Source organism: Streptomyces lydicus, from assembly GCF_001729485.1.
GTDB lineage: Bacteria > Actinomycetota > Actinomycetes > Streptomycetales > Streptomycetaceae > Streptomyces > Streptomyces lydicus_D.
In genome coordinates, this window is record NZ_CP017157.1 from 5,162,928 (window position 1) to 5,188,401 (window position 25,474).

Sequence of the window (25,474 nt, forward strand, 5' to 3'; positions counted from 1 at the left end):
CATCATGGCATTGCGGTTCGGTGACAAGGTCTCCACGGCGGCGACCGACTACGGCACGGTCCTGCTGGACGAACGCAACGGACAGTATTGGGAGCTGAACCCCACCGCCGGCCTGATCGTCACCACACTGCTGGCCGGCGGCGACGAAGCAGCGGCGGCCGACGCGCTCATCGCCGAGTTCGACATCGACCGCACGCGCGCCGAGCAGGACGTCGCGACCCTGGTCGGGGAGCTGCGCGCGTCGGGGCTGGCGGCATGACGACACCGAGCGCACTGGAGCGGCCCACCGGGGTCCCCTTCACCCGGCGGCTGGCCGCCCGACTCGTCCTCCTCCCCGCCGTCGCGCTGTCCTTCCTGCCCCCGCACCGCATCCGTGCCGTCCTCGACGTCGTACGCCGGGGAGCCGCACCCGCCTCGGCCGACCGGGCCAGGAACGCCCGGGACGCGATGTGCGCGGTCAGCCTGCGCTGCGCCGGGCCGCGCGGCTGCCTGCCCCGGTCCCTGGGGGCCGCGCTGCTGTGCCGGCTGAGCGGCAGCTGGCCGACCTGGTGCACCGGGGTACGGGTCGTGCCGCCCTTCACGGCACACGCCTGGATCGAGGTCGATGCCCGCCCGGTGGACGAAGGGGTGCCGGACGACTACTTCACCCCGCTCATCACCGTGGCACCCGTCAGCCGGCCCACCCGATGACCACGGCCGCCGAGGAGACACCGGACCGTTCGACATGGGGTGCGGTCGCCACCATGTACCGGCTCACCACCGGGCACCGGGCCTCTGTCGTCGTCGCCACCGTGCTCACCCTGGTCGGCTCCGCCCTCGGACTGGCCCAGCCGCTCGTCGCCAGGAACATCGTCGACGCAAGCGGACAAGGCGGACGGCCCTTCTGGCCGCTGCTCGCGCTGCTGGCCGCGCTGTTCGTCACCGAGGCGGCGACCGGCGCGGTGGGGCGCTTCGTCCTGGAACGTATGGGTGAAGGCGTCGTACGGGGGCTGCGCCACGGCCTCATCGCGCACCTGCTGCGGCTGGAAATGCGCCAGTACCACCGGCACCGCACCGGGGACCTGATCTCCCGCGTGACCACCGACACCACTCTGCTCAGGGACGTCGTGTCCCAGGCGCTGGTCGACCTGGTGACCGGCGCCCTCGCCGCCGCCGGGGCGGTCGTCCTGATGGCGTGGATCGACCCGCTGCTGCTGCTTCTGGTCGCCCTGACCGTGGCCACCGCAGCCCTGGTCGTGGCCTCCCTGCTCAAAGGCATCCGGGCCGCCTCCGCCCACATGCAAGGCTCCGTCGGAGCCGTCGCCGCCGAACTGGAGCGCGCGCTCGGCGCCTTGCCGATGGTCCGGGTGCACCGTGCCGAGGACCGCGAGGCGGCGCACATCGGCAAGCGGGTCGACGCGGCGTACGACGCCGGCGTACGGACCGCGAAACTCGCCTCGGTGATGAGCCCGGCCGTCGAACTCGCCGTCCAGGGTTCCTTCCTGCTCGTCCTGGTCATCGGCGGGCTGCGGGTCGACGGACACGCCAACTCCCTCGGCGACCTGGTCGCGTTCCTGCTGTACGCCTCCTACTTGGTGCTGCCGTTGTCGTCGGTTTTCCGGGCCGTCGGGCTGATGCAGCGCGGCATGGGCGCGTACCAGCGGATCGCGCAGGCACTGACGCTGCCGGCGGAGCCCGCGGAGCCCGTGGGGTCCGCGGGCTCCGTGGAATCCCTGGAGCGGACCGCGGCGGGCGGGTGCGTTGCCCCTGCGGCGCCCCGACGGGTGGAGCGGACGGGGAAGGGCGAGACACCGGCCCTGGCCCTGCACGATGTCCGTTTCGGGTACGTTCCGGACCGGCCGGTGCTCAACGGTGTCTCGTTCACCGTCCCCCACCACGGGCAGGTCGCCCTCGTCGGACGGTCGGGCGCGGGCAAGAGCACGATCTTCGCGCTGGTGGCGCGCTTCCACGAACCGGACTCCGGAACGCTGCTGTTCGACGGTCGCCCCGCGGCCGAGCTCAGCCGCGGAGCCTGCCGGGCACGCATCGCCGTCGTCGACCAGAACACCCATGTCGTCCACGGCACGCTCCGGGACAACATCACCTACGCGGCGCCCGGTGCCGGTGATGCCGAAGTCCGGCGGGTCGTCGAACTCGCCCAGCTGGACGGGGTGGTCCGACGACTGCCCGACGGCCTGTCCGGCGTACTCGGCGAACGCGGCAACACCCTGTCGGCCGGCGAACGGCAACGGGTCGCCCTGGCCCGCGCCCTCCTCGCCCGACCCGCCCTTCTCCTCCTCGACGAACCGACTTCCCACCTCGATGCCATCAACGAGGCCGCACTCACCGCGCTCATGAAGGAAGCCGCCCAGGAATGCGCCCTCCTGGTGATCGCGCACCGGCTCTCCACCGTCCGGCACGCCGACCGCATCATCGTGCTGGAGGAAGGCCGCACCGTCGCCTCCGGCTCCCACGAGGAACTCTTGACCACCAGTCCCTCCTACCGCGCGCTCGCGGCCGGCCAAATGCTCCGGCCGGCCGACGTCACGCCCGGGGCGGATGCGGCAACGGCCGCGCACGGACGGCCCCGAATGCCCTAGTCGACGGCCTCATCTCACCCGTCGTGGCCGCCGGCGAGTGCCTGCGGTTGCCTGCGCACCGCTGACCCGGGTCTTCACCCGCTCCCCGGAAGACCGGAACATCAACACCAGGCATTCCACACCTGCGCCAGGGGGACCCCTCGACGTGCTGACCGCTGCGGTGTCCGAGCCCGGCCCCGGACGCCTGCACCGCGTCCACGAACGGGTCGTGGGCGCACAGCGGACCGACCACGGCGTCACCCTCGCCCTCCGCTCCGGCAAGGCCCTGCTCGCGGCGATCTTCCGGCACGGCCTGCTCCCCAGCCCCACGCCGACCCGCCGCCGCCCGCGGTTCCCCCGCCGTCCATCGGGGCTGTCCAACCAATTGTCGTGGACGGTTGCACGGCCTCTCTCCTATCCCGGCAGGCTTTTGTCGCACCGCACTTGAGTCGCGGTTGAGCCGCCTAGATCGGCCCCGTGCCACACTCGGCCCATGCTCCACAGGCGTGCTGATCAATTGCTGATCGAACGGACCAAGCAAATCCGCAGGGGCCTCACTGGAACTCCGCTGATTCCTCTGGCTGATGAGCAGTGCGACGTCGTCGCCAAGCTGGAATTCTGCAATCCCGCCGGAAGTACCAAAGACCGTTCGGCATTGTGGATTCTGGAACAGGCAATCGGTCGCGGGGAGATAACGCACGACACCACGGTGGTCGAGTCGTCGTCCGGCAATTTCGCGCTGGCCCTGGCTTTCTACTGCCGAATGCTCGGCATCTCGTTCGTCCCGGTCATCGATCCGAACTGCAACGAGGCCACCGAGGCCCAGCTCCGGCTGCTGGGCGGGCGGGTGGAGAAGGTGTCCATCCGTGATGCGGCGGGCAGCTACCTGCAGACCCGGTTGTCCCGCGTGCAGGAACTGCTGGTCGAACTCGACTCGGCCTATTGGCCCAACCAGTACGCCAATCCGGATGCCCGCGACGCGCATTACCGCTTCACCGCGGACGAGTTGATCGCGCAGGCCGGCCCGCTCGACTACCTCTTCGTCGGCGTGGGCACGGGCGGCACGATCGCCGGGCTCTCCCACCGGGTCAAGGAGACGTACCCGGGCTGCGTGGTTGTCGCCGTCGACACCGAAGGCTCGGTGATCTTCGGAGGCCCGCCGAAGAAGCGGCGGATCCCCGGCATCGGCTCCAGCATCGTGCCGCCGCTGTGCGGTCAGGCGCTGATCGACCAGGTGGAGATCGTCTCCGAGGTGCGTGCCGTCGATGCCTGCACCGACCTGGTAGCCAAGTACGGCTTGTACGCGGGCGGTTCGACCGGCAGCACCTATGCCGCCGTCCAGGACTACTTCGCTCGTCACCGTCCCGGCGCGCACCGTCCCCGGGTCGCCTTCATGGCCGCCGACCGCGGCCATGCCTACGCCCAGACCGTCTACGACCCCAAGTGGGTCCAACAGCTGCGCGCGGAGGCGGCACAGCCCGCCGGCGTCGAATTCCTGGCCGTCAACTGAAGGAGAACCACCCCGTGTCCACCCTGTCCCCACCGCCCATGACCGTGATCGGCGCAGCCGACATCGCCGCCGAGACGGACCGTCACCGTCCGGAGCTCATCGACGTCGTCCGTGCCGCCTACCTCGCGCACGACGCGGGACAGAGCTCGAACCCGCACAGTTCGTTCCTGCGCTTCCCGCACCGGAGCCGGTCGCGCATCATCTCCCTGCCCGCGTATCTAGGGGGTGAGTTCGAGGTCGCCGGCAACAAGTGGATCGCCAGTTTTCCGGACAACACGCAGCACGGTATCCCCCGCGCCTCGGCCACGCTGATCCTCAACGACTGCGTCACCGGCTACCCGTTCGCCTGCATGGAGTCCTCGATCATCTCGGCGACGCGGACCGCGGCCTCCGCGGTGCTCGGCGCGCGGACGCTGCTCGGCGCGCGCCGTGCCCGCCGAGTCGGCATCGTGGGCACGGGTCTGATCGCCCAGCACGTATGGCGGTTCCTGCGTGATCTCGACTGGGAGATCGACGGCTTCCGGCTCTTCGACCTCGATCCGGCGGCGGCGGGCCGCTTCGGCGCCGTCATGGCCGAGCACACCGAGGCCGAGATCGTGGTCGCCGACACGGTGGAGGACGCGTTCACCGACTGCGACCTGGTGGTGCTGACCACCGTGGCCGGCGAGCCGCACCTGCACGACCCCCGGCTGCTGTCCCACAACCCGGTGGTCCTGCACCTGTCCCTGCGCGACCTCGCCCCCGAGATGATCCTCGCCGCCCAGAACTTCACCGACGACGTCGACCACGCCGTACGCGAGCGCACCTCGCTGCACCTGACCGAACAGCGCACCGGCAACCGGGACTTCGTCGACGGCACCCTCGGCGACCTGCTGCGCGGACGACAGCGCCGGGACCACGGACGCCCGGCGATCTTCTCACCGTTCGGACTCGGCGTACTCGACCTCGCCGTCGGCAAGTGGGTTCACGACCGGGTCGTCGCCGCGGGCCGGGGCCGCCGCGAGAGCGACTTCTTCACCGGGGTGGGGGTCTGACGCATGAGCGCCTCACCCGCCCCGGGCCCCGCCGGGGACCGGTACGTCGTCGTGGTGAACCACGAGGAGCAGTACTCGGTCTGGTTCGCCGACCGTGCCCTGCCCGCCGGCTGGACCGCCACCGGCGCGCAGGGCACCCGCGAGGAGTGCCTGGACCACATCGAGCAGGTGTGGACCGACCTGACCCCGCGCTCCGCGCGAGTGTCACGATGACGGCCGCTGACCTCGCAGCGGCCTGGCTGCGCGGGATCGGCCACCGTGAACTCACCGCGCAGCGGCGCCTGTTCGTCTTCCCGCACGCCGGAGCCGGCGCCTCCGCCTACCGGCTGGCGGCGTACCTGCCGGACACCGTCGAAGTCTGTACGGTCCAGTTGCCCGGCCGGGAGAACCGGGTCGCCGAACCGGCCCTGACGTCCCTGGACGAAGCCGTGGCCGCGCTTGCGCCGCTCATCGCGGACCACACGGACCTGCCGTACGCCTTCTTCGGGCACAGCATGGGCTCCCTGATCGCCTTCGAGTCGGCCCGGCGGCTACGTGCACTCGGCACGCGCCTGCCCGACCGCCTGTTCCTGTCGGGCATGCGCGCCCCCGGCCTGCCGGACCGCGACCCGCGGCACACGCTGCCGGACGACAAGCTGCTCGCCACCGCCGCATTCGACGGCGTGGACGCCGAGGTGCAGGAGCTGCTGCTGCCGCTGCTGCGCGCGGACCTGACGCTGTGCGAGACGTACACGCCCCGGGCCGAGGCACCCCTGCCCTGTCCCCTGACCGTTCTGGCCGGCGCGGACGACGACAGCGTCGACCGGACGGAGCTCGCCGGCTGGCGCGAGCACACATCGGCCGACTTCGCCCTGCATCTGTTCCCGGGTGCCCCCCACCTGTACGTGCGCGGCGCGGAACGACAGCTGGCAGAGATGATCACGCGCACCCTCCCCGCATGGGGCTGAGAAAGGACCGTTCATGGCGCCGACCACCCTCGTCGAACTGTGGGAGCAGCAGGCAGCCGCGACACCCGACGCGGTGGCCGTCGTCGCGGGAGCACACCGCGCCACCTACGCCGACGTGGACCGCCGGGCCACGGCACTCGCCGCCGAGCTGCAGGCACGCGGCATCGGACCGGAGCACCTGGTCGGCGTCTGTCTCGGCCGCTCGGTCGAGATGGTCGTGGCCCTGCTGGGCATCCTGAAGTCGGGCGCCGCGTACCTGCCCCTCGACCCGAGCTACCCGGCCGACCGGCTGCGGCACATGACCACCGACGCGGGAGCCGGGCTGTGGCTCTGCGACGCGGACCACCGCGCGCAGGCCCTGGCGTCCGGCGTGGCCGACGTCCTGCTGGTCGAGGACCTCCCCGCGGAAACCACCGCACAGGTGGTCCCGGTGGTGCACCCGCACCACCTGGCTTACGTCCTCTACACCTCCGGTTCGACCGGCCTGCCCAAGGGCGTGGCCGTCGACCACGCGGCGCTCGACTCATTCCTGCGGAGTGTGGCCGAACGCCCCGGCCTCGGGGCGGACGACCGGGTCCTCGCGCTGACCCCGCTGTCGTTCGACATCTCGATACTGGAGCTGTTCCTGCCGCTGACTCGGGGAGCGACGGTGGTGATGGCCCCGCGCGCCGCCAACACCGACCCCGAGCTGCTGGCCGCCACCATCGCCGAGGCGGGTGTGAGCGTCGTCCAGGCGACCCCCACCACCTGGCGGATGCTGCTGGCGTCCGGCTGGACGGACGGGCACGGCCGGGTACTGCTGTCGGGCGGTGAGCCGCTCGATCCGCAGCTGGCCCGCGACCTGCTCGCCACCGGCGGCACCCTGTGGAACCTGTACGGACCGACCGAGGCGACGGTGTGGGCCAGCGCCGCCCGCATCGACGCCGTGGCCGACCGGCTCACGGTCGGCACGGCCCTGTCCAACACCCGGCTGTACGTCGTCGACGAGGGCGGGCGGGAGGCCGGCCCAGGAGTCACCGGCGAGCTGTGGATCGGCGGTGCCGGCGTGGCGCGCGGCTACCTCAACCGGCCCGCGCTGACCGCCGACCGGTTCGTGCCCGACCCGTTCGGGGACGCCTCCGGGCGCCTGTACCGGACCGGCGACCTCGCCCGGTGGTCCGCCGACGGCATGCTGGAGGTGCTGGGACGCGACGACCACCAGGTCAAGGTGCGCGGCTTCCGCATCGAGCTCGGCGAGGTCGAAACCTGTGTGCGCAGCCACCCCCTCGTCACGGACGCGGTGGTGGTCGTCGACCGCGAAGCAGCCGGCGGCGATCAGTTGGTGGCGTACCTCGTGCCCGCGCACGATGCGCGGAAGGTATCCGCGGACCTGCCCCGCCAGGTCCGTGACCACCTCGCGCAGCGGCTGCCCGCCCACATGGTGGCCCAGGGCTACGCAGTGCTCGACGCCCTGCCCCGCACCCCTGCGGGCAAGGCCGACCGCGGCGCAGTGCGGCGGATCCCGCACAGCCCGGTCCGGGCGAGCGGGCCGTTGCCCGACGACGCCCCGTTGCCGCCGCACACCGCGGCGGTGCGCCGCGTGTGGGCCGAGGTGCTCGGGCTCGACTACGTGTCCCCGTACGACGACTTCTTCGGCCTGGGCGGCCAGTCGCTCACCGCGGTCCGGGCCGTGGCCCGGCTGCGTGCGGAGCTCGGCGTACCGATCGACGCCCAGTCGGTCTTCGACCATCCGACGCCCGCCACGCTCGCCGCCGCGCTGGACGGCGTGGCGCCCTCGGACGACGAGCCGATCCCGGTGGCTGCGACCGCCGCGCTCTCCTTCGGCCAGGAGCGGATCTGGTTCTTCGAGCAGCTGAACGACGCGGTGCCCGCCTACCACCTGCCGGTCGCCCTGGGCCTGCCCGGCGGGCGGGTCGATCTGACGCTGCTGCGGGACTGCCTGTCCGCGCTGGTGCGCCGGCACCCGGCGCTGCGCACGGCCCTCGTCGCCGTCGCCGGCCGGGTCCGACCCGAACTGCGTGAGCCGGGACCGGTGCCGCTGCGCCGCACCGAGGTCGCCGAGGAGGACCTGGACGCGCTGGTGACCGAGCGGATCCGCGCTCCCTTCGCCCTCGACCACCCCCCGCTGCTGCGCGCGGACGTGCTGCGCACACCGAGCCGCGACATCACCTTGCTGACGATTCATCACATAGCCTGCGACGGTGCATCGGTCGACCTGATGGTGCGGGAACTGGGCGAGCTCTACACGGAGCTCGCCGCCGGCCGCCGCCCCGCCCCGGCGCCGCTGCCCGTGACGTACGCCGACTACGCGGCCTGGCAGCGCGAGCGACTCACCGGCGCCGAGCTGGAGCGGCTGCTCGACCACTGGCGCACCCGGCTGTCCGGCGTGCCCGCCCTGGAGCTGCCGACCAGCCGGCCCCGGCCGGCCGTCGCGAGCCACCGCGGCCGCCGGGAACTGCTGTGCATCCCGCCCGATTTGGCGCACCGGCTGCGCACGCTGTGCAGGGCCGAGGGCGTCACCCTGTTCATGGGTTTGCTGGCCCCGTTGCAGGTGCTGCTCGGGCGGTATGCGGACGAGAGCGATGTTGCCGTCGGCACCCTGGCAGGCAGCCGGCCGCGCCCGGAACTGGACGATGTGGTCGGCTACTTCGTGAACACGCTCGTCCTGCGCACCGACCTTTCCGGTGACCCGACCTGGCGCGAGCTGCTGGGCCGGGTCCGCGAGGTCGCGCAGCAGGCGTACGCGCACCAGGAGCTGCCCTTCGAAAAGCTGGTGGCAGAGCTGAGCCCGGAGCGCGACCTGAGCCGCAACCCGCTGTTCCAGGTGCTGTTCGCCCTGCACGAGGAGCCGAGGACCGGTCACTGCACCGAGCTGTACGACCGGAAGGAGCTGGAAGGGCGGCTGGGCACCGCCCGCTTCGACCTCGCCCTCGACGTGACGGACCACGCCGCCGGGGCCGGTGACCTCAGCATCTCCGTCGAGTACGCCACCGACCTGTTCGACGCGGGCTTCGTCCGGGGCTTCGGCCGACACTTCCTGCGGGTGATCGAGCAGATGGTGGCGGGTGCCACGGCCCGGCTGTCCGAGCTGGAGATCGTCTCGGCCGATGAGGTGCGCGCCCTCTCCCTCGGCAACCGGGCCGAGCCGTTGCCCGAGCCGACCACCCTGGTCCGCCTGTGGGACCGCCAGGTGCGGACCACCCCGGACGCGACCTGTGTCGTGGGCGACGGCCGGTCGCTGACGTTCGCCGAGACCGACGCGCGGGCCTCGGCCCTGGCCCGGGAACTGCGGGCCGGGGGCGTACGCCCCGAAAGCCTGGTCGGCGTCTGCCTGGAACGCTCGGTGGAGCTGGTGGTCGCCCTGCTGGGCGTGCTGAAGGCGGGCGGCGCCTACGTCCCGCTCGACCCCGGCTACCCGGCGGACCGGCTGCAGTACCTCCTGGCCGACTCGGGCGTACGCCTGGTCGTCGCGGACCCGGGGCATCCCACCTCGGCCCTGTTCGGCGACGGCGTGCGGCTCGTGGCGGTGGACCAGGAACCCGGGGCGGACCCCGGGCCGGCCGAGGAGGCACAACCGCACCACCTCGCCTACGTGATCTACACGTCCGGCTCGACCGGCAACCCCAAGGGCGTCTCGATCACCCACGCCAACATCACCGGGTTCCTGGAGTGGAACCAGCGGCTGTGCCGGCTCACCGGGCGGGACCGGGCCCTGCTCAACCACTCGGTGGCCTTCGACAACTCGGTCTGGGAGATCTTCCAGTGCCTGGTGTCCGGCGCCGAACTGCACCTTGCGAGCCCCACCGCCGCCTACGACCCCGAGGAGTTCCTGCAGGAGGTCGCCGAGCGCCGCATCACCACGCTCAACGCGACGCCCTCGCAGATGCGGATCCTGCTGGAGTCCGGTACGGACCCCGCTCCGCCACTCGCCTCGGTACGCCTGGTGTTCACCGGCGCCGAGGCCGTGCCGCACGAGGTGGCCCGCCGCATCCTGGCCTCCACCGCGCCGGGATGCCAGGTCTTCAACGAGTACGGGCCCACCGAAGCGACCGTCACCTCGGCTTTCTGCCCGATCACCGAGGAACTGCTCGGCCGGCACAGCCATTTCCCGAGCGTCCCGTTCGGCCGGGCGACCGACAACGCGCACCTCTACGTGCTGGACCCGCGGCTGCGCCCGGTCGCCCCGGGCTGTCGCGGCGAGCTGTACGTCGGCGGCAGCGCGGTCGGCCGCGGCTATCTCGGGAGGCCGGCCCGCACGGCCGCGGCGTACCTGCCCGACCCGTACGCCGCGGAGCCCGGCGCCCGTATGTATGCCACGGGCGACGTGGTCCAGCTGCTGCCCGACGGAAATCTGGTCTTCCTCGGCCGCAACGACCACCAGGTCAAGGTGCGCGGCTTCCGCATCGAACTCGGCGAGATCGAGTCCGCACTGCAGAGCCACCCCGCTGTGAGCGACTGCGTGGTGGCCGTGCGCCGCACCCGCGCCGGCGTGGACCAGCTGGCGGCCTACCTGATCCCCGAGCACCCCGGCCGGCCCGGTCCGGACCCGGCGGAACTGCGCGCCCACCTGGCGGAGCAGCTGCCGCCGTACATGCTGCCGCAGAGCTACACCGTGATCGGCGAGATCCCGCTCACCCCGAACGGCAAGGTCGACCGGAACGCACTGCCCGACCCGCACCCGGTGTCCGCCCCGGCCCCCGCCGCCCGCCGGGCCCTCACCAAGCAGCAGCTCCTCGTCGCCGAGGTGTGGCGGGAGTGCCTGGGCGTCGAGGACGACTTCGGGCCACAGGACGACTTCTTCGGCGCCGGGGGCACCTCGTTGACCCTCACCACGGTCGCGGGCCGGCTCGGCGAGCGACTCGGACGACGGGTCCCGCCGGTCCTGGTCTTCCGAAACCCCACCCTCGCGGGCCTGGCCGAGGCCCTGGAGACGGACCCACGGTGATGAGCAGCACCCGGAGCACCCGCGTCGTCCCGGTCGACGCCTGACCGTCGAGTCACGCGCCGGCGCAGCCGTTCATGACCCGCGGCTGCGCCGTCGTCCGCGTGCGGCCGGGACGACACGGGGCCGGCGGGCTGCTGGCTGCTGGCTGCTGGCTGCTGAACGGCGAACGCGGGAAACGCCGACCACCGGCAGGGAGTGCTGCCGGGGGTCGGCGCGTTTCTTCGCGGTACGCGCTCAACGGGCGCGGGCAGGGCTCAGCCGGCGGAGTCGCGGTCGAGCTGCGCCACGGGGACGGCGTCCCCGGCCGGTGCGGCCCCGCTCGTGGCCGCGGGCCGCCGGTCGAGTCCGAGCACGAGGGGAACGGCCAGCACGCTGATCGTGGTGAGGAACACCCAGGGCAGCGCCGCACCACCCTCCAGCAGCGCGGTGAGCAGGGCCGGGGCTGCGGCACCGCCGACCGACCAGGACAGCTGGTAGACGCCCAGATAGCGGCCCCGCAGCTGCTCGGGCGCCATCACCACGCTCAGTTCGCTGGTCGGCGGCGAGCCGAGCATCTCGCCCACGGTGTAGAGCACCATCGCGAGCAGCATGCCGGCGATCACCGCCCAGCCGGGCAGCACGAGCAGCGTCCCGAAGACGGCGAATGCCCCCGCGTTGCACAGCAGGGCCCACACCAGCACCGCCACCGGCCTGCGGGCCTCGATCCAGCGGCTGGCGAGCGTCTGCAGCAGCGCGACCATGGCCGCGTTCAGCACGACGAACCCGCCGACGGCCCAGGCGCCGACATCGAGGTGGTCCACCGCGTAGACGGCGAGCAGCACCGGGATCACCGTGGAGGCGAAGACGAAGGAGATGTTCGTCGCGACCAGCCGCAGATACCGCGTGTCCCTCAGCACGGCGCGATAGCCGGCCGATGCCTGTACGGGGGTGTCGCCCGTCCCCTGTTCCCTCCCGGCGGGCTTCGGCTCCGCGGGCCCGGCGCCGGCCGGCTCGTCCGTGTCAGCGACCCGCATGGTGATCACGAGCCATCCTGCGACGGCGAAGGTGACCACGTTGAGTGCCATGACCGCCCGCAGCCCGGCGACGGTTCCGATGCTCAGGGCCACCGCGGACACGGCGCCGCCGAAACCGACGCCGACATTGCGCAGGGCACGGACGAAGCCGAACCAGCGGGCCCGCTCGACGCCCCGGGCGACCAGCACGGTGAGCGGGCTGTTGCCCATCCAGAAGGCGGTGGAGCCCAGTTGCACCACGAACTGCCACAACACGATCTGCCAGGCCGCGTGCGAGAACAGAAATCCGAGGAAACCGGCCACCGAAATCCAGTTCCCCGCGGCGACCACGAGACGCGGACCGTAGGAGTCCAGCAGGCGCCCGATGAGGAGCGGAACGGGGAGGACAAGCAGCTGGCCGGCGGTCAGCGCGGCGCCGACGGCGACCAGTGACAGCGACGTCGTCTTCACGAAGAAGACAACGGTGAAAGCCATCACCAACCCGTTTCCCAGGCTGTCGATCAGGTTGGCCGTGACGAATCGGCCTTTCCCCGCGAGGTCCGGCAGGCCCCAGGCCGTCTGAACCCGCCGCCAGGCCGAGGGTTCGGGGCAATGCTGCGGCATCATGGCTTCTCTCTACTTCGCTGTACGGGCGGGCCATTCGCCCGTGGGAGGCACATCGCCCCCGGCGGACAGCTCGCTCTGCTGGAAGACGGCTGCGCTGTGCGCCTTGGCATGTGACAGGACGGAGATGATGCCGCCCGAACCGGCCGGCACCAGCTTGCCGAACACTCCTGCACAACCCTGCGGGGTGTAGAACATGCCATAGGCCGCGTGCCACTCCTCGGTTTCCCCGGACACCGGGTCCACCACGAGTTCGGGCCGGGGAACCACTCTCTGTTGTACGACACATCCTTCGGCGGCGGAGGTCTCCAGAGCCCGCCGCCACGTGGCGTCGTCCGTTTCCCAGCCCACCACGGCACCGTATCCCCCGCCACGCGCGTTGACCTTCAGGATCAACTGCTCGCGCCGCTCCCGGCATTCGTCCACGAGGTCGGTGTCGGTCCTGAGCGCGTCAGTGTTGACCAGCCGGGTCCAGGGCAGCACCCGGTCGATGAGCCGGCACTCGTCGGCACTGAAATTGCGCCGCCACGCCGGGTCCGAAAGCAGCGCCATACAGGCTTTGTTGGCGAGCATGTTGCTGGACAGCGGGGTCCACAGCAGCGTCCCGCCCGCCCGGTGCGCACGCAGCAGCGGTGCGACCAGGGACCGGCCGTCGGGTTCCTCGGCGATCTGGTCCGGGACGAAGGCGCGGTAGACCACGTCGATCTTCGTGTCCCCGAGGTAGAGCGCCCCGCCCCGTTCGTGCACGTCGGAGATCTCGGCCATCCGGATGTCGAGGCCGGCCCAGCGCAGTGCGGACAGGTCGTTGAGCCAGGCGGCGCCGTAGTCCGCCAGGCCGCCACGCCATTCCAGCAGGGCCACCACCGGCTCGCGCCCGGGTGCCACCCGGGCGCCGAAGCGGCGCAGCGCCTCCACCGCGGCGCGAGCGGGATGCACGTAACCAAGCCGATTCCGGCGCGCGAAGTCGGCGAAGGCGTCGACCTCCATCGTCGCCCGGGAGATTTCACCGGCGAGGCCCCAGCCGCCGGCCTCGCTCCCCAGATTGAATTCGAGGAGTTTGAATGAGGTGCCGTCGTGATACATGTCGGCCCGGCCGTAGTGGGGTGGCAGTACGTCGCCCAACTGCCGTATCGCTTCCCAGTGGCCGTCGCTGATACCCAGCACCGAGCGGAATGCCTCCAAATCGCCGCCGAACATTCGCTCCGGCAAGGAAAGGAGCATGTCGAGGAGGTGCTGCAGGTCATCGCCAAAATCGCGAACCTCACGTTCGGCGACGAAGAGGGGCCTGGCCAGATATTCACCGTGCCAAGGTGCAAGCGTGGGAAAGTCCTTGACGTGCTGGGCGACCGTTGGCAAGTCACTGCCAGGTGTGCGGAACTCCTCGTTGTACTGGGCTGTTACCCGCTCCGCCGACATGAAGTCTCCGCTCCTGATCGATGGCGACCGAGCCCCTCGGCCCGTACGGTTCATCGTTTCATCCCGGTCTTCGGTGCGGCTCAATTGCGACTCAATCGCCGCTCAGTTGCGGCTCACCTGCCGGTCAAGGGACCCGTGGACACAGGACATCTGTGTTAACACTGGAAAGCCTGAACACGATGCACTTCGGCTGATCCAGGATTGCGGTCTCGGTTGCCCCCTCGCCCCGCTGGCCCGGCCCCTGGGTCGGCGTCAGGAACTCGGCCCCGAGGGCGTCCCCTTGATGGGCTGAAGAATGCTCCATCCCCTCCCCCTCACCTTCAGGAGTAGCATCAGCATGCGACTGAACCAAGCCCAAGTCGACGATTACCGCTCCAACGGATTCCTGCTGCTGGAATCCCTGTTGGACCAGCGAGAAGTGGCGTCACTGCGCTCCGCCTTCGAGCGGGACAGCCTGATCCCCGGCCCGCAGGTCGTCACCGAGGAAGGCGGGACGGAGGTCCGCGCGGTGTACTCCTCACACCAGCGGCAACCGGAGTACGCCGGGCTCATCCGCGATCCGCGCATTCTGCACCCCGTCCAGCAACTGCTGGGCAGCGACGCCTACATCTACCAGTTCAAGATCAACGCCAAGTCCGCCTTCGGCGGCGACAAGTGGGCCTGGCACCAGGACTACCTCGCCTGGCGCCTCGCTGACGGCCTGCCCGCCCCCCGGCAGGTCAACGTCGGTGTTTTCCTGGACGACGTGACCGAGTTCAACGGGCCGGTCATCTTCCTGCCCGGGTCCCACCGCAACGGGCTCGTCCGCGAGGGCCGGAAGGACACCGCCAAGTCCGACCAGCACCTGGACCCCGACGACATCTCGCTGACCACGGGGCAGCTCGCCCAGCTCGTCAGCCGCCACGGAATGTCCAGCCCCAAGGGCCCTGCGGGCTCCCTGGTGTTCTTCTCACCGGAGATCGTGCACGGTTCGGCGCCCAACATGTCCCCGTTCGCCCGCCGGCTGCTCATCGCCACCTACAACGACGCGGCCAATCTGCCGCAACCGTCCGGCCAGGCCCGGCCCGCCCACGTGGTGTGCCGGGACACCGAGCCACTGCTCGCCCTGGACGTGCCGTTCTCGGAAAGCCTGGAGCCGCTGACGGCATGAGTGCCGGCACCGCGCGCCCCCGTACGGCAGGAGTTCATCGCACCACTGCGACTGCGAACCTCCGGCTCGGAACCGGCCACCGGTGTCGGGGCACAGGCGTCGGCGACCGGCCGGTGTTCACCCAACCGCTGTTCTGACAGGCCGTCCTGGAGTCGCTGCCCCAACCGACGCGGGCGGGGCCCCGCGGCGAATGCCGTACGCCTCGGCGAGTCCGCCCACCCCGCCGCGGGCGCACCGGGCGGCCGGCCCTGGCAGTCGCCCTCGGGGAGAGCGACCGGGTGAGCGCCACCCTCGTCGGCGACGCCTCACCAACGGCCGGTCGCCACCCGCACCAACCACTCGCCACACCACACCAGTTATCACCCACGCACGATGTTCGGCACACTCAGCGTCCGATCGCGCAGCGAACTCGCGGGCACGGTCAGGCAGAGACCACGGGAGACGCCATGACCACCACGACGGACACCTTCGCGGACGCCATCGGCGGGCTCGGGGACACCGAGTGGGACCGGCTCGCCCACGGCAGGTTCTACTCGTCGGCGCTGTGGCTGCGGGTGTGCGCCCTCGACCCCGGGTCGGTCTCCGGCGGCCTGCACGTGGACACCCCGGGCGGCGGCCGGGCCGCGATCCCCGTGGCGGCGGTGACCGACGAGCCCACCCCGGACCTGCGGTGGCACGACATGCTTGCCGCGCGCGGCCTGCCGGCGCCCGAGCCGGGCGGCCTCCTCATCGGCCAGCGGCGCGGCTACCTGGCGCACCTGCTGACCGACGGGGGAACCGATCGGACCGAGGCCGCGGCCGCGGTGCTCGACGCGGTCCGCGCGCTGCGCTCCCCCCTGCACGAGGAGTCGAAGATCCCCCGCGTGGCGATGTACCTGACCACCGAGGACGTGGCAGCGCTGCGCGCGGCGGGGGTGCGGACCGCCCCGGTCGCGCTGAAGACCGACGCCTGGATCGAGATCCCGCCCGGCGGCTACCCGGCCTGGCTGGAATCGCTGTCGTCGCACCGGGCCCGCCGTATCCGCAGCGAAATACGGAAGTTCGAGAAGGCCGGATACGAGACGGAGCACCGGACCCTCGCCGAGTCCTGGCAGGACGTCGCCCGGCTGCTGGCCCGTTCGTTGCTGCGCTACGGCAGAGCCGTCGACGTGGCCCCGATGGCGGAGTCCTTCCGCAAGCAGGGTGAACTCGCAGGAGCACGAGCCGAAGTGGTGCTGTGCTCGCGCCCCGGCGAACCGCCCGTCGGCTTCTGCCTTTACTACCGTTGGGGCGACACCGTGTACCTGCGGGGGCTCGGCCTCGACCACGACCGACTCGTCTCGGCCGCCGAGTACTTCAACATCACCTACTACATGGCGGCGCGGCTCCCGGGAGTGCGCCGGATTCACGCGGGCACCGAGACAGCGGAAGGAAAGGCCCTGCGCGGCGCGAAGCTCCGGCCGCTGTGGCTGCTGGACCTGTCCGAGGACAGCCCGCTGGCCGGGTACGGCGCGGAGATCCGTGAGCACAACCGCGCCCTGCTCACCCGCCTGCGCGACTCCTCGCCGTCGGTGTCCGACGCCCTGGAGTACGAGCTCTGGGAGCCGTACTGCTGAGGCCCACTGCCGTTCTTCTTCTCACTGGACTTCGCCACATATCCTGAACCGACCGGCTCTTGCGGGCCCACACCCCCGGGCCGGTCACGGTGGCGTTCGACTCCCGACGCGGGCACGTGGCGCTCGGGGGGGCGCGGGGTCGACGGGCCGTGACGCAGCAGAAAAGTACCGGGCCGCGAGCGCGGCCCGGCCGTTGACGTCCTGGGGCACGGGGAGAAGGCGGGCATCGGGGTCGAGGTCGCGGGAGCGCAACCGCACGCGGAGCCGACGAGCGGCTCCGCGTCGTGCGCCCGGCCCGTGGGCTCAGGCCACCGGGTTCATGTCGATCATCAGCATGTCGCGCACGCCCGAGGCGCCCTCCGGGACAATCGGCGAGACCTCGTGGGTGATCATGTTGTCGTCGATGAACAGGGAGTCGAGCGGCTGGAGCAGGGTGGTCTGCACGATGTCGCCACCGTCGTTGGGGTAGACGGTGGAGACGCCGCCGGTGACGCCGTCGCGACGCATCAGGTACAGGCCGACGAAGGAGTGGCCGTCGCGGTGGCGGCCCTCAGGGGTGGGCAGGCCCTCGGCGTCGGCGCGGGCGACGACGCGGACCAGGTGGACCCCGGCCGTCCACGAGGCGGTGCCGCCGGCCGCGGTCGCCATCCGGGCGTTGAAACCGACCAGGGTGCGCATGCCGGCACTGAGCAGGACGTTCTCGGTGACCGGCTCGAAGACCCGGTCCTTGCCCTCCCAGAGCGGGATCGAGTCCTGGCGGAAGACGGCGTGGGGCAGGACCTCGAAGGTGGTGTCGTCGCCGTCGACGTCGACGCGCAGCCGGCTGTAGCGGCGCTCGCGGTAGACGCCGACTCCGTCGACCTGGGTGTCGACCGGCAGGTTCTCCCAGGCGCCGCGGAGTTCCTCCAGGCCCTCATCGCTGATCAGCCCGGCGAGTTCCTGCTTACGCATGACGACGAAGCCGGTGCGGCGGACCTCCTCCGCGAAGGCGGGCACACCGTCACGGAGCTGCTGTCCGGTGGCCGGCGTGGTGATGGTGCTGTCGGTCATGGTGGTTCCCCTTTGCACGGGTGTCCCGGCGGGGCCGGCGTTCGCAGCCGGGCCGGGTGCGGTTGTTGTCGGGTGCGACCGAGGGTCCGGTCGCGCCCGGTGACGACGGTCGCCGAATGAGCCGTAGCGGGTCCGGACAACCGAGAGATCGCCGGTCCCCCGCACGATGCGGTACGAACGGCGGCCGGCCCTCCGGGTCGGAGGGGCAACAGGAGGTGGCGCGGCGTGTGCTCACTCCTGCTCCTCGTACTCGACGTGCAGCGTCCGGGCGAGGTGGTCGAGGTACGCCGCGGCCTCCGCATCCGACTCGTGGTGGGAGAGCACGACCGCCGGGTTTCCGGACCAGTCCGGATAGGGGCGGAGCACTGCGCCGGGGCCCGCGGTCTGCACCACGTAGTCCACCTGCGGGTCGTTGCGCACCGCGTCCAGGCCGCGTATCTGCTTGACCCGTCCGCCGCTGCCGATCGGCACCAGATACGCCGCCGCGTGGCCGGCCGGTGCCGGCTCCTCACGCCAGCAGAGCGGCTCCCGGCCGAGGTGGATGCGCAGCGCCTCGGCGGCCAGGTCGATCCCGCTGCTGACGTGGACGAGGTGGTGCATGTTGCCCCCGCCGCCGAGGCGCGCGGTCATCTCCAGCAGCACCGGCCGCACCCCGCCGACCAGCCGCAGTTCGGTGTGCGTGGTGCCTTCCGTGACGCCGAAGGCGTGGTGGGCGCCGATCACCTCCGCCTCGATCGCGGCGAGTATCTCGGCCGGCAGTTGGGCGGGGGCCCGCAACGTGGACTCCTCGAAGTAGGGCCCCGTCAGCTCTCCCTTCCAGCTGACGGCACAGACCCGTACCTGCCCGTGGTGGACGAGTGATTCGGCGGAGATCTCCGGTCCGTCGAGGTACTCCTCGACCAGCACACCGGCGTCCGATTCCGATCCGTCGGCGGCGCCCAGGTGGGTTTCGACGAGCTTCCAGGTGCGGGCCACGGCCTGCTCAAGGCCCTCCCCGTCATCCGCACGGATCACAGCGAAACTGGAGTGGCCGTTCGCCGGTTTGACCACGACGGGGAACCGCAGGGTCAGCGCGTCGGTCCAGCGGTCCGGATCGTTGACGACCACGAAGCCGGGCACGCCCAGGCCCGCTGCCAGCAAGCGTTGACGCATGCTGCGCTTGTCGCGCACCACGGCCGCCGCCTCCTCGGTCAGCCCGGTGAGGCCCAGCTCCCGGGCAGCGCGCGCCACGAAAGGAATGACCCTTTCGTTGCCCGACATGATGCCGTCGAAGGGTTCTTGCCGGTAGCGGTCGGCGAGCGCGGACAACGCCCCGTCCGGGTCTCCGTCGATGTCCAGTGGCAGCAGTTCGACCACCGCCTTGGCCCGCCCGGCTGACTCCGCCGTGTCGTCCCCCCTGGGGACGAGGATCAGGTCGATACCGGCACGCTCGGCGGCTTCGAACGCCCAGGGGAACACGGACAACTGGCCGACGAGGACAAGTTTCGGATGCTGCGGCATGACAGTTCTCCAAGTTTCGGCTGCAGGATCGGCTGCGTGGACGGATTCGGGCGAGGTGGCACCGGAGCCGGGCCCGTCAGGCGGAGCACATGACCGGCGCGCTGTTCGGCCGCGCCGCGAACGGGCGTGTACCGGGCTCCCATTCGTAGGAGAACCGGCCGTTCACACACGGGTGCTGGGCACGCAGCAGGTAGCTCTCCGCCAGCTCCTCAAGGAGGTCCTCAGCCCGCTGGCCGCTGATCCCCAGGGTCGCTGCGACAAGCGCCGGCGTGAGCCGGTCGGGGACGCCGGGAGACAACAGCGCGTACGCCAGGGGCTGCAACTCGGTGGGCAGCGCCGCGAACGTCCGGCCGAATCCGGCCCGCACGCCCAGAGCGTCACCCTCGGCGCCCCCGGACGCGAGGACCCAGGCGGTGGCCTGCCGGGCCGTCCAGTGCGGGCGGCGGCGCAGCTGCGCGGCGACCGCGAAGAGCACGCCCGGCAGCCCGCGGCACAGCCGGGCCAGCCGTCGCAGCCCCTCCGGGTCCATGGTGCCCCAGTGGCTCGGCACGGAGGATGCCAGCAGGTGCAGGCAGTCGGCGAAGGGCAGTCCGGCCAGTTCGACGTGGACCGCCGATGAGGACACGAACAGCCGCCGACGGCTGCCGATCACCACTCCGCACCCGGCGCCCGATGGCAGCAGCGGCGTCAAGTCCCGTGCGTCGCACACGTCGTCGAGCACCACCAGGACGCGGAGGTCGGCGGTCCAGGTACGGAACAGCAGACTCAGGTCGGTCGTGTTCAGTCGCAACTGCTCCTCCGTCGCGCCGAGTCCACGCAGGAACGAGCGGAGGATCTCGGCGGTCCGCACCCGTCGGCCGGCGCCGTCACGGAGCCGCGCGTAGAGCCGTCCGTCCGGGTAGTGACCGCTCACCTCATGCGCGGCGTGCAGGCACAGCTCGCTCTTCCCCGTGCCGGGGGCGCCCCCCACGATCACGAGCGGCCGGTCCTCCCGCGCCGGTCCGGCCAGTACCGCGGTGATGCGCGCCAGCTGGCCGGCGCGTCCGGTCAGACGCTCGCGCGGGGCGGGCAGATGGCAGGGCGCCCGGGTGGCGGCGGTCACGGCCGTGAGCCGCCCGGCGGGACGCAGCAGCGCCTCGTCCGACGTGAGCATGGCCCGGTGCAGGGCCTCCAGTTGGGGCGAAGGGTCGAGACCCAGCTCGGTGGCGATCCGCTCGCGTGCCCGCCGGTAGACCTGGAGGGCTTCCGCCCGCCGGTCCATGCGGTAGAGGGCGGTCATGAGGTTGCCCTGGGCCCGCTCGTCCGTCGGTTCCCGACCGGCCATCGAGGTGAGTTCGCCGAGCACCTCGTGGTGCCGGCCGAGGTGCAGGTCGGATTCGATCCGCAGGTGGTGGGCGCTGGTACGCAACTCCTTCAGGCGGACCGCCTCGGCCTTCAGCGTGGGCCCCTTGCGTACGTCCACCAGGGCATCGTCCCGCCACAGCCGCAGCGCCGCGGCGGCCGTGTCACGGGCGCGGGCGAAGTCCTCGGCACGAAACTCCGCTCCGGCACGGGCGAGCAACGGCTCGCACCGGAAGACGTCCACGTGGTCGGCGGGAAGCGACAGCTGGTAGCCGCCGTCGACGGTGCCCAGCAGCGGCCCAGCCGCCCGTACCGCGCCGCCGCTCCTCGGGTTGCCGAGGGAGAACCGCTTCCTGAGCTGGTACACGTACGTCTGCAGCGCGGTGTGCGCGCTGGCCGGCGGACTGTCGTTCCACAGCTCGTCCATGAGTTGCTCGAAGGGCACCACCCGGCCCGCGTTCAGCACGAGCATCGCCAGTGTCTGACGTACTTTCTGGGCGGCCGGCGCCATGTCGACGCCGTCATCGTCCCCGTAGGCCTGGAGTGGCCCGAGAAGGTTGATTCGCATGAAATTCGCCCTGTCTCATGTTCGTTCGGTCCCCGTCGGGCCGGCCGGCGACGCCACCGCCGGCCCCGACCGCGCGGCCGAACGGTGAGGATGTGCGCGGCCGCCCGGTGTCAGGAGCTCCTGGACCCGGCTGCCGGGGCCAGGTTCGGGTGGTGCCGGGCCACGATGTCGGGGAAGGACCGGATCAGCCCCTTCATGACGTTGTCGCCGTAGAGGGCGAACAACGGGTTGCCGGCGACGTCGATGACTCCGCCGGCACCCTCGACGTAGGGGCTGGGCAATGGCTGCATCGTGGCGTCCAGCCGAGGGTTGTAGAAGAAGGGAATGGAGTAGCGGTCGACTCCCGGGGCGGGCCGGACCACCCGGTGGAGGGTGGCACGCACGTAGCCCCTCGTCGCCACCTCCAGCAGCTCTCCCAGGTTGACCACGAACGCTCCGGGGATCACCGGCACGTCGGCGAACCGGTCCTCCTCGACCGCGACCTGGAGGCCGCCGTTGTCGTCCTGGACGAGCAGGGTGAGGAGCCCGAGGTCGTTGTGAATGCCGGTCCCCTGGCCGGCGCCGGCGTCCTCGCCCGGCTGCGTGGGGCCGGGGTAGTGCAGGAGCTTGAGGTGGATCTGCGGATCCGGATCGACCACGTCGTCCAGGAACCCGGCGGGGGCGTCGAGCGACTCGAGCAGGAGCCGCAGCAGTCGATGGGACAGGTCGGTCAGCCGGGTGATCCATGACTCGATGGCCGGGCGCAGCTCGGGCATCGCCGCGGGCCACTGGTTCCGGCCGATCAGGCACCGGTAGGCGGGATCGCCGGGCGCGGACGGCGTCGCAGCCTGCTCGGGCCCGATGTCCAGCTGCCGGCGCTGGTCGGGGATGCCCTTGGTGTGCTCGCGGCCGAGTTCGGAGTAGCCGCGGAAGAGTGGCGAGTCAAGGATGTTCAGCGCGAGCCGGTCGGCCTCGGGCAGGGCGAAGAACCGGCGGGTGAGCTCCAGCATGTCGTCGGCGTCCTCGATGCCGTGGCCGACGAGCTGGAAGAAGCCGATCTCGTGCACGGCCGTGCGCAACCGGGACAGGAACGCTGCCCGGTCTTCTTCCGAACCGGCGGCGTCACGGAGGTCGAGCACGGGAAAGGTGTCGGTCATGGCAGCTCCTTCGAATCGCTGGTCCGGTAGTCCGTCGGGTCGGTCACGCCGGCGTCCCGGAACGCTTCCTGCCGCTCCCGGCAGGCGGCGCACCGTCCGCACTGCAGCGCGTCGCCACGAAAGCAGCTCCAGGTGTCGGTCCAGGGGACACCGAGTTCCTCACCGAGCGACACCACGTCGCTCTTGCGCAGCCTGACCAGCGGCGCTGTCAGGGTCAGGTCGGGGTGCGCGTATCCCCGGGTCGCGATCCGCTCCATGGCGAGGAAGGAATCGATGAACGCGGCATTGCTGTCGGGCGCGGCCTGCAGGTCGTCGACCACCCCGACGGCCACCGCTTCCGCCTTCTGGGCGACGGCGACCGCGAAGGCGACGGACAGCAGAAGCGCGTTGCGGTTGGGCACCACGTTCGGGCTCCCGCCGGAGGACCCACTTCGGTGATCCGGCACGTCGACGCGTGGGTCGGTGAGCGAGGAGCCGCTCAGGAGCGTGCCGACGGGGCTGAGATCGACGACATCGTGCGGCACCCCGAGCGATCGAGCCGCCTTCGCGGCGAACTCGTGCTCGACGAGATGACGCTGACCGTAGTTCACGGACAGCAGGTGGAGTGTGTGTCCTTGTGCCTGGAGGTGGTAGGCCATGGTGACCGAGTCCAGGCCGCCGGACACGATTGCGACAGTTTTCGACATGCGTCGCCTTCCGGCTGACGGAATGGGAGGGAGGATCAGTACTTCGGCATCAGTGCAGCGGTGAGCTGTGCACCGGAACGGCGGCGGGCGTGCCGGCGTCCGTCACGCCGCCGGCGTGGCCGGGACGAGCAGCCGCTCGGACCGGTGGCCCTTGCGGTAGGTCAGTTCGACTTCGGGCCGCGGACCGTCCAGCCTCGTGGTGAGGGTCCGCTCCTCGCTCCACCCGACCAAGCGGTACTCGTTTCCGCCGAGGGCCGCCAGCGGGAAGAGGTGGTCCTGGGGAGAGCGAACGGCAAGGCCCGTGCCGGTGTCGACGATGCTGAAGCCGGCCTGCGGCTGCGGGCCGGTGAGTGACCCGAACTCCTCGATCTCCAGCAGGTGCGCCGGCGCGTCGAACGAACACCGCGCCGCTTTCCGCTCCCGGTCGGTCAGGGCCACGGTGGGACGGTTGTAGAGCACCTCCGGACCGTTGAAGTAGTCGGCCCAGTCGGCCGGGAACAGCCGTGCGAGCTCCGGTGTGACGAGCACGTCCACGACGAGGTGCACCCGGTGCTCGGGGCCGAGGTTCTGGATCTGGTGCTTGCGGCTGAAGTCGCCGAACCAGAACTCACCGGGCTGCCAGCGGTGGATCTCCCCGTCGAGGTCCAGCGAGGCGTCCTCGTGGGTGGTGACCGGGATGTGCAGCCGGGCCATGCCCCAGTCCGGGGCGAACTTGGGATCGGAATGGCGGTATCCGACGACACCGGGCCCCAAATCCATGAAGCGGACCGCGTAGAGGGGGCCGGGTATCGAGCGAAGGACCTCCCGCACGTAGGGCATGTGGTCCAGCCACTCGGTGTCGGCGAACTCCGCAGAGCCAGGCCCCCCCGGGTCGGTACGTTTCTTGTCACCATCGGGGCTGCGCACCGAGAGGCAGCGCCAGTCCTGCTCGGCCCACCTGGACACGCGCCCGTTCGTGTACGAGCTCTGCTCGTCCCACAGGTGGTCGCGCGCCGTCATGAGGTCGGCCACCAGCCGATCGGCGTCCAGCGCGGGGAGCAGCCGAACCGCTTCCGCAGGCGTCGAGGAATCATTGACGTTCATCGTTGTCCTTTCATGTCGACCGGACCGGATTCGCTGGTGCGTCGAAAAGCCGGAGCACGGCCGTCGCGACCATGGCTGTTCCGGCACGGAATGCCGAGAGCGGACGCGGCTGAGCGCAGCGAGAATCCGGTACAGCCCGGCCGGAAGGGGTTGCCATCGGCCGTGCGCGTCCCGCACGACCGATGATCCAGCAACCGTGCCACCGCGCGATCCGAGCATCACGCCGACGGCCCTTTCGGTCCCACTGAGCACGAACACCCGGACCGGGAAAATCCGGTGGAGAGCCGTGTCGCGACCAGCGGCCGGTGACAAGCGTGAGGTCGAGTCGGACGGCTCGTCACGCCCGGAGCAAGTCGAACAGCTCGCCCCGGAGCCCGGCGTCCGTGCTGAACTCCCCGCGATATGCGGTCGATGTCATCTGCGCGGCAGCCTTGATGCCACGCATCGACATGCAAAGGTGCTCGCCCTTCGCTATGACCGCGACGTCCGGGGTCCCGCTCAGGGTGCTGATCTCGAGCGCGATCTGGTCCACGAGACGCTCTTGGACCTGCAGCTTGTGGGCGTACTGATGGGCGACCCTGGCAAACTTCGACAGCCCGAGCAGTTGCCCCGTCGGGCGGTACGCGATCGTCACGGAGCAGTTGAACGGCAGGAGGTGGTGCTCGCACAGCGACCAGACCTGAATGTCCGAGACAACTACGAGCTGGCTCGTGCCGATGGACTCGAAGAGCGTGCCCAGCGAACCCGGGTCGTAGTTGATGAACTCTCGCCACCAGCGAGCGAAGCGCGCAGGTGTGTCGCGCAGTCCTTCGCGATTCGGGTTCTCGCCGATCTCCTCCAGGAGTTGGCGGGCGAGTCCGACCAGTGGGTCCTCGGTCGTCCCCGAGGCGGACGGCTCGCTGTCGAGGTCCAATTTTGTCACCGACATGCGGTCACCTTTCATCGGGCGTACTGACCTCACGGCCGGTACTCGGCCCACGTCTTGGGAGTTTCTGAGATGCGCACACAGGTCAACTCGGGAAACTTCGTCGACCATGTCTTGTAGATCCAGGCCGCCATGTGCTCAGCCGTCGGATTTTCGTCCATCACATCGTTCAGATGCCGATGGTCAAGATGCTCGTCCAGCCATGCCTTGAATGTGGACAATTCTCCGTAGTCTCGAACGAAGCCCACGGGCAACAGATCCGCGTCATCGGCTCCAAGCTCCAGCTCGATCACATAGTTATGCCCGTGCATTCGGGCACACTGGTGCTCAGGCGGAAGGCCGGCAAGCCGATGACTGGCCGAGAATTCAAACTTCTTCGTGATGCGAAATGTCATCGATCCGAGTTCCCTTCGC

General features: G+C 70.9%; 21 protein-coding genes. 11 read left to right on the forward strand and 10 right to left on the reverse strand.

Going from position 1 to position 25,474, the window contains the following annotated elements; all coding sequences use genetic code 11:
• Positions 1 to 4: 4 nt before the first annotated feature.
• The 9 genes from SL103_RS22540 (at position 5) to SL103_RS22575 (ending at position 10,994) form a co-directional block, all read left to right on the forward strand.
• Positions 5 to 259 carry a lasso peptide biosynthesis PqqD family chaperone gene (locus tag SL103_RS22540; protein WP_069570766.1) on the forward strand — a complete coding sequence of 85 codons (255 nt, stop codon included), beginning with the start codon at positions 5 to 7 and terminating at the stop codon, positions 257 to 259.
• Positions 256 to 690: a lasso peptide biosynthesis B2 protein gene (locus SL103_RS22545; RefSeq protein ID WP_069570767.1), complete on the forward strand. Its 435-nt coding sequence runs from the start codon at positions 256 to 258 to the stop codon at positions 688 to 690. Before SL103_RS22540 ends, SL103_RS22545 begins: the two co-directional genes overlap by 4 nt.
• Positions 687 to 2,579 carry an ABC transporter ATP-binding protein gene (locus SL103_RS22550; protein ID WP_069570768.1) on the forward strand — a complete coding sequence of 631 codons (1,893 nt, stop codon included), beginning with the start codon at positions 687 to 689 and terminating at the stop codon, positions 2,577 to 2,579. The genes SL103_RS22545 and SL103_RS22550 overlap by 4 nt, the downstream gene beginning before the upstream one ends.
• Before the next feature lie 145 nt (positions 2,580 to 2,724).
• Entirely contained in the window at positions 2,725 to 3,006 is a 282-nt protein-coding gene (locus SL103_RS38015; protein ID WP_164492883.1) for a hypothetical protein, read from the forward strand.
• Positions 3,007 to 3,051: 45 nt separating this feature from the next.
• Complete coding sequence (sbnA, locus tag SL103_RS22555; protein ID WP_079145916.1) at positions 3,052 to 4,068, forward strand: 2,3-diaminopropionate biosynthesis protein SbnA; 1,017 nt, start codon at positions 3,052 to 3,054, stop codon at positions 4,066 to 4,068.
• Positions 4,069 to 4,106: 38 nt separating this feature from the next.
• Positions 4,107 to 5,102, forward strand: a complete 996-nt coding sequence (gene sbnB, locus SL103_RS22560; RefSeq protein WP_069570770.1) for a 2,3-diaminopropionate biosynthesis protein SbnB — start codon at positions 4,107 to 4,109, stop codon at positions 5,100 to 5,102.
• Between the two features lie 3 nt (positions 5,103 to 5,105).
• Positions 5,106 to 5,315, forward strand: coding sequence for an MbtH family protein (locus SL103_RS22565; protein ID WP_069570771.1), 210 nt, complete (start codon positions 5,106 to 5,108; stop codon positions 5,313 to 5,315).
• Complete coding sequence (locus tag SL103_RS22570) at positions 5,312 to 6,049, forward strand: thioesterase II family protein (RefSeq protein WP_069570772.1); 738 nt, start codon at positions 5,312 to 5,314, stop codon at positions 6,047 to 6,049. The genes SL103_RS22565 and SL103_RS22570 overlap by 4 nt, the downstream gene beginning before the upstream one ends.
• A gap of 13 nt (positions 6,050 to 6,062) precedes the next feature.
• The gene (locus SL103_RS22575) at positions 6,063 to 10,994 is read left to right on the forward strand and encodes a non-ribosomal peptide synthetase (RefSeq protein ID WP_069570773.1); all 4,932 of its coding nucleotides are present in this window, start codon (positions 6,063 to 6,065) and stop codon (positions 10,992 to 10,994) included.
• A gap of 254 nt (positions 10,995 to 11,248) precedes the next feature.
• Here SL103_RS22575 and SL103_RS22580 read toward each other — a convergent pair whose 3' ends face one another.
• Together SL103_RS22580 and SL103_RS22585 are read right to left on the reverse strand one after the other, a co-directional pair.
• On the reverse strand, positions 11,249 to 12,613 hold the full coding sequence (locus tag SL103_RS22580) for an MFS transporter (protein WP_347877856.1): 1,365 nt from the start codon (positions 12,611 to 12,613) through the stop codon (positions 11,249 to 11,251).
• A 9-nt stretch (positions 12,614 to 12,622) separates the two neighbouring features.
• Positions 12,623 to 14,026 (reverse strand): hypothetical protein, encoded by a 1,404-nt coding sequence (locus SL103_RS22585; protein WP_069570774.1) that lies wholly within the window; start codon positions 14,024 to 14,026, stop codon positions 12,623 to 12,625.
• Positions 14,027 to 14,363: 337 nt separating this feature from the next.
• Between SL103_RS22585 and SL103_RS22590 the strand changes: the two genes are divergently transcribed.
• The gene (locus SL103_RS22590) at positions 14,364 to 15,176 is read left to right on the forward strand and encodes a phytanoyl-CoA dioxygenase family protein (RefSeq protein ID WP_164492884.1); all 813 of its coding nucleotides are present in this window, start codon (positions 14,364 to 14,366) and stop codon (positions 15,174 to 15,176) included.
• Positions 15,177 to 15,622: 446 nt separating this feature from the next.
• Positions 15,623 to 16,771 carry a GNAT family N-acetyltransferase gene (locus SL103_RS22595; protein ID WP_069570775.1) on the forward strand — a complete coding sequence of 383 codons (1,149 nt, stop codon included), beginning with the start codon at positions 15,623 to 15,625 and terminating at the stop codon, positions 16,769 to 16,771.
• Between the two features lie 303 nt (positions 16,772 to 17,074).
• Here SL103_RS22595 and SL103_RS22600 read toward each other — a convergent pair whose 3' ends face one another.
• From SL103_RS22600 to SL103_RS22635, 8 genes are all read right to left on the reverse strand, one after another.
• Positions 17,075 to 17,821 carry a 2OG-Fe dioxygenase family protein gene (locus SL103_RS22600; protein WP_069570776.1) on the reverse strand — a complete coding sequence of 249 codons (747 nt, stop codon included), beginning with the start codon at positions 17,819 to 17,821 and terminating at the stop codon, positions 17,075 to 17,077.
• A 231-nt stretch (positions 17,822 to 18,052) separates the two neighbouring features.
• Positions 18,053 to 19,321: an ATP-grasp domain-containing protein gene (locus SL103_RS22605; protein WP_069570777.1), complete on the reverse strand. Its 1,269-nt coding sequence runs from the start codon at positions 19,319 to 19,321 to the stop codon at positions 18,053 to 18,055.
• Between the two features lie 76 nt (positions 19,322 to 19,397).
• Positions 19,398 to 21,230: an AfsR/SARP family transcriptional regulator gene (locus tag SL103_RS22610; RefSeq protein ID WP_069570778.1), complete on the reverse strand. Its 1,833-nt coding sequence runs from the start codon at positions 21,228 to 21,230 to the stop codon at positions 19,398 to 19,400.
• 110 nt (positions 21,231 to 21,340) lie between these two features.
• Complete coding sequence (locus SL103_RS22615; RefSeq protein ID WP_069570779.1) at positions 21,341 to 22,366, reverse strand: isopenicillin N synthase family dioxygenase; 1,026 nt, start codon at positions 22,364 to 22,366, stop codon at positions 21,341 to 21,343.
• Entirely contained in the window at positions 22,363 to 23,052 is a 690-nt protein-coding gene (locus tag SL103_RS22620; protein WP_069570780.1) for a 7-cyano-7-deazaguanine synthase, read from the reverse strand. Before SL103_RS22620 ends, SL103_RS22615 begins: the two co-directional genes overlap by 4 nt.
• A gap of 102 nt (positions 23,053 to 23,154) precedes the next feature.
• Positions 23,155 to 24,135, reverse strand: coding sequence for an aspartyl/asparaginyl beta-hydroxylase domain-containing protein (locus SL103_RS22625; RefSeq protein WP_069570781.1), 981 nt, complete (start codon positions 24,133 to 24,135; stop codon positions 23,155 to 23,157).
• Positions 24,136 to 24,472: 337 nt separating this feature from the next.
• A complete protein-coding gene (gene folE / locus SL103_RS22630) occupies positions 24,473 to 25,063 on the reverse strand; it encodes a GTP cyclohydrolase I (RefSeq protein WP_069570782.1) in 591 nt (196 codons plus the stop codon).
• 29 nt (positions 25,064 to 25,092) lie between these two features.
• Entirely contained in the window at positions 25,093 to 25,455 is a 363-nt protein-coding gene (locus SL103_RS22635) for a 6-pyruvoyl trahydropterin synthase family protein (RefSeq protein ID WP_069570783.1), read from the reverse strand.
• Between the last annotated feature and the right edge of the window lie 19 nt (positions 25,456 to 25,474).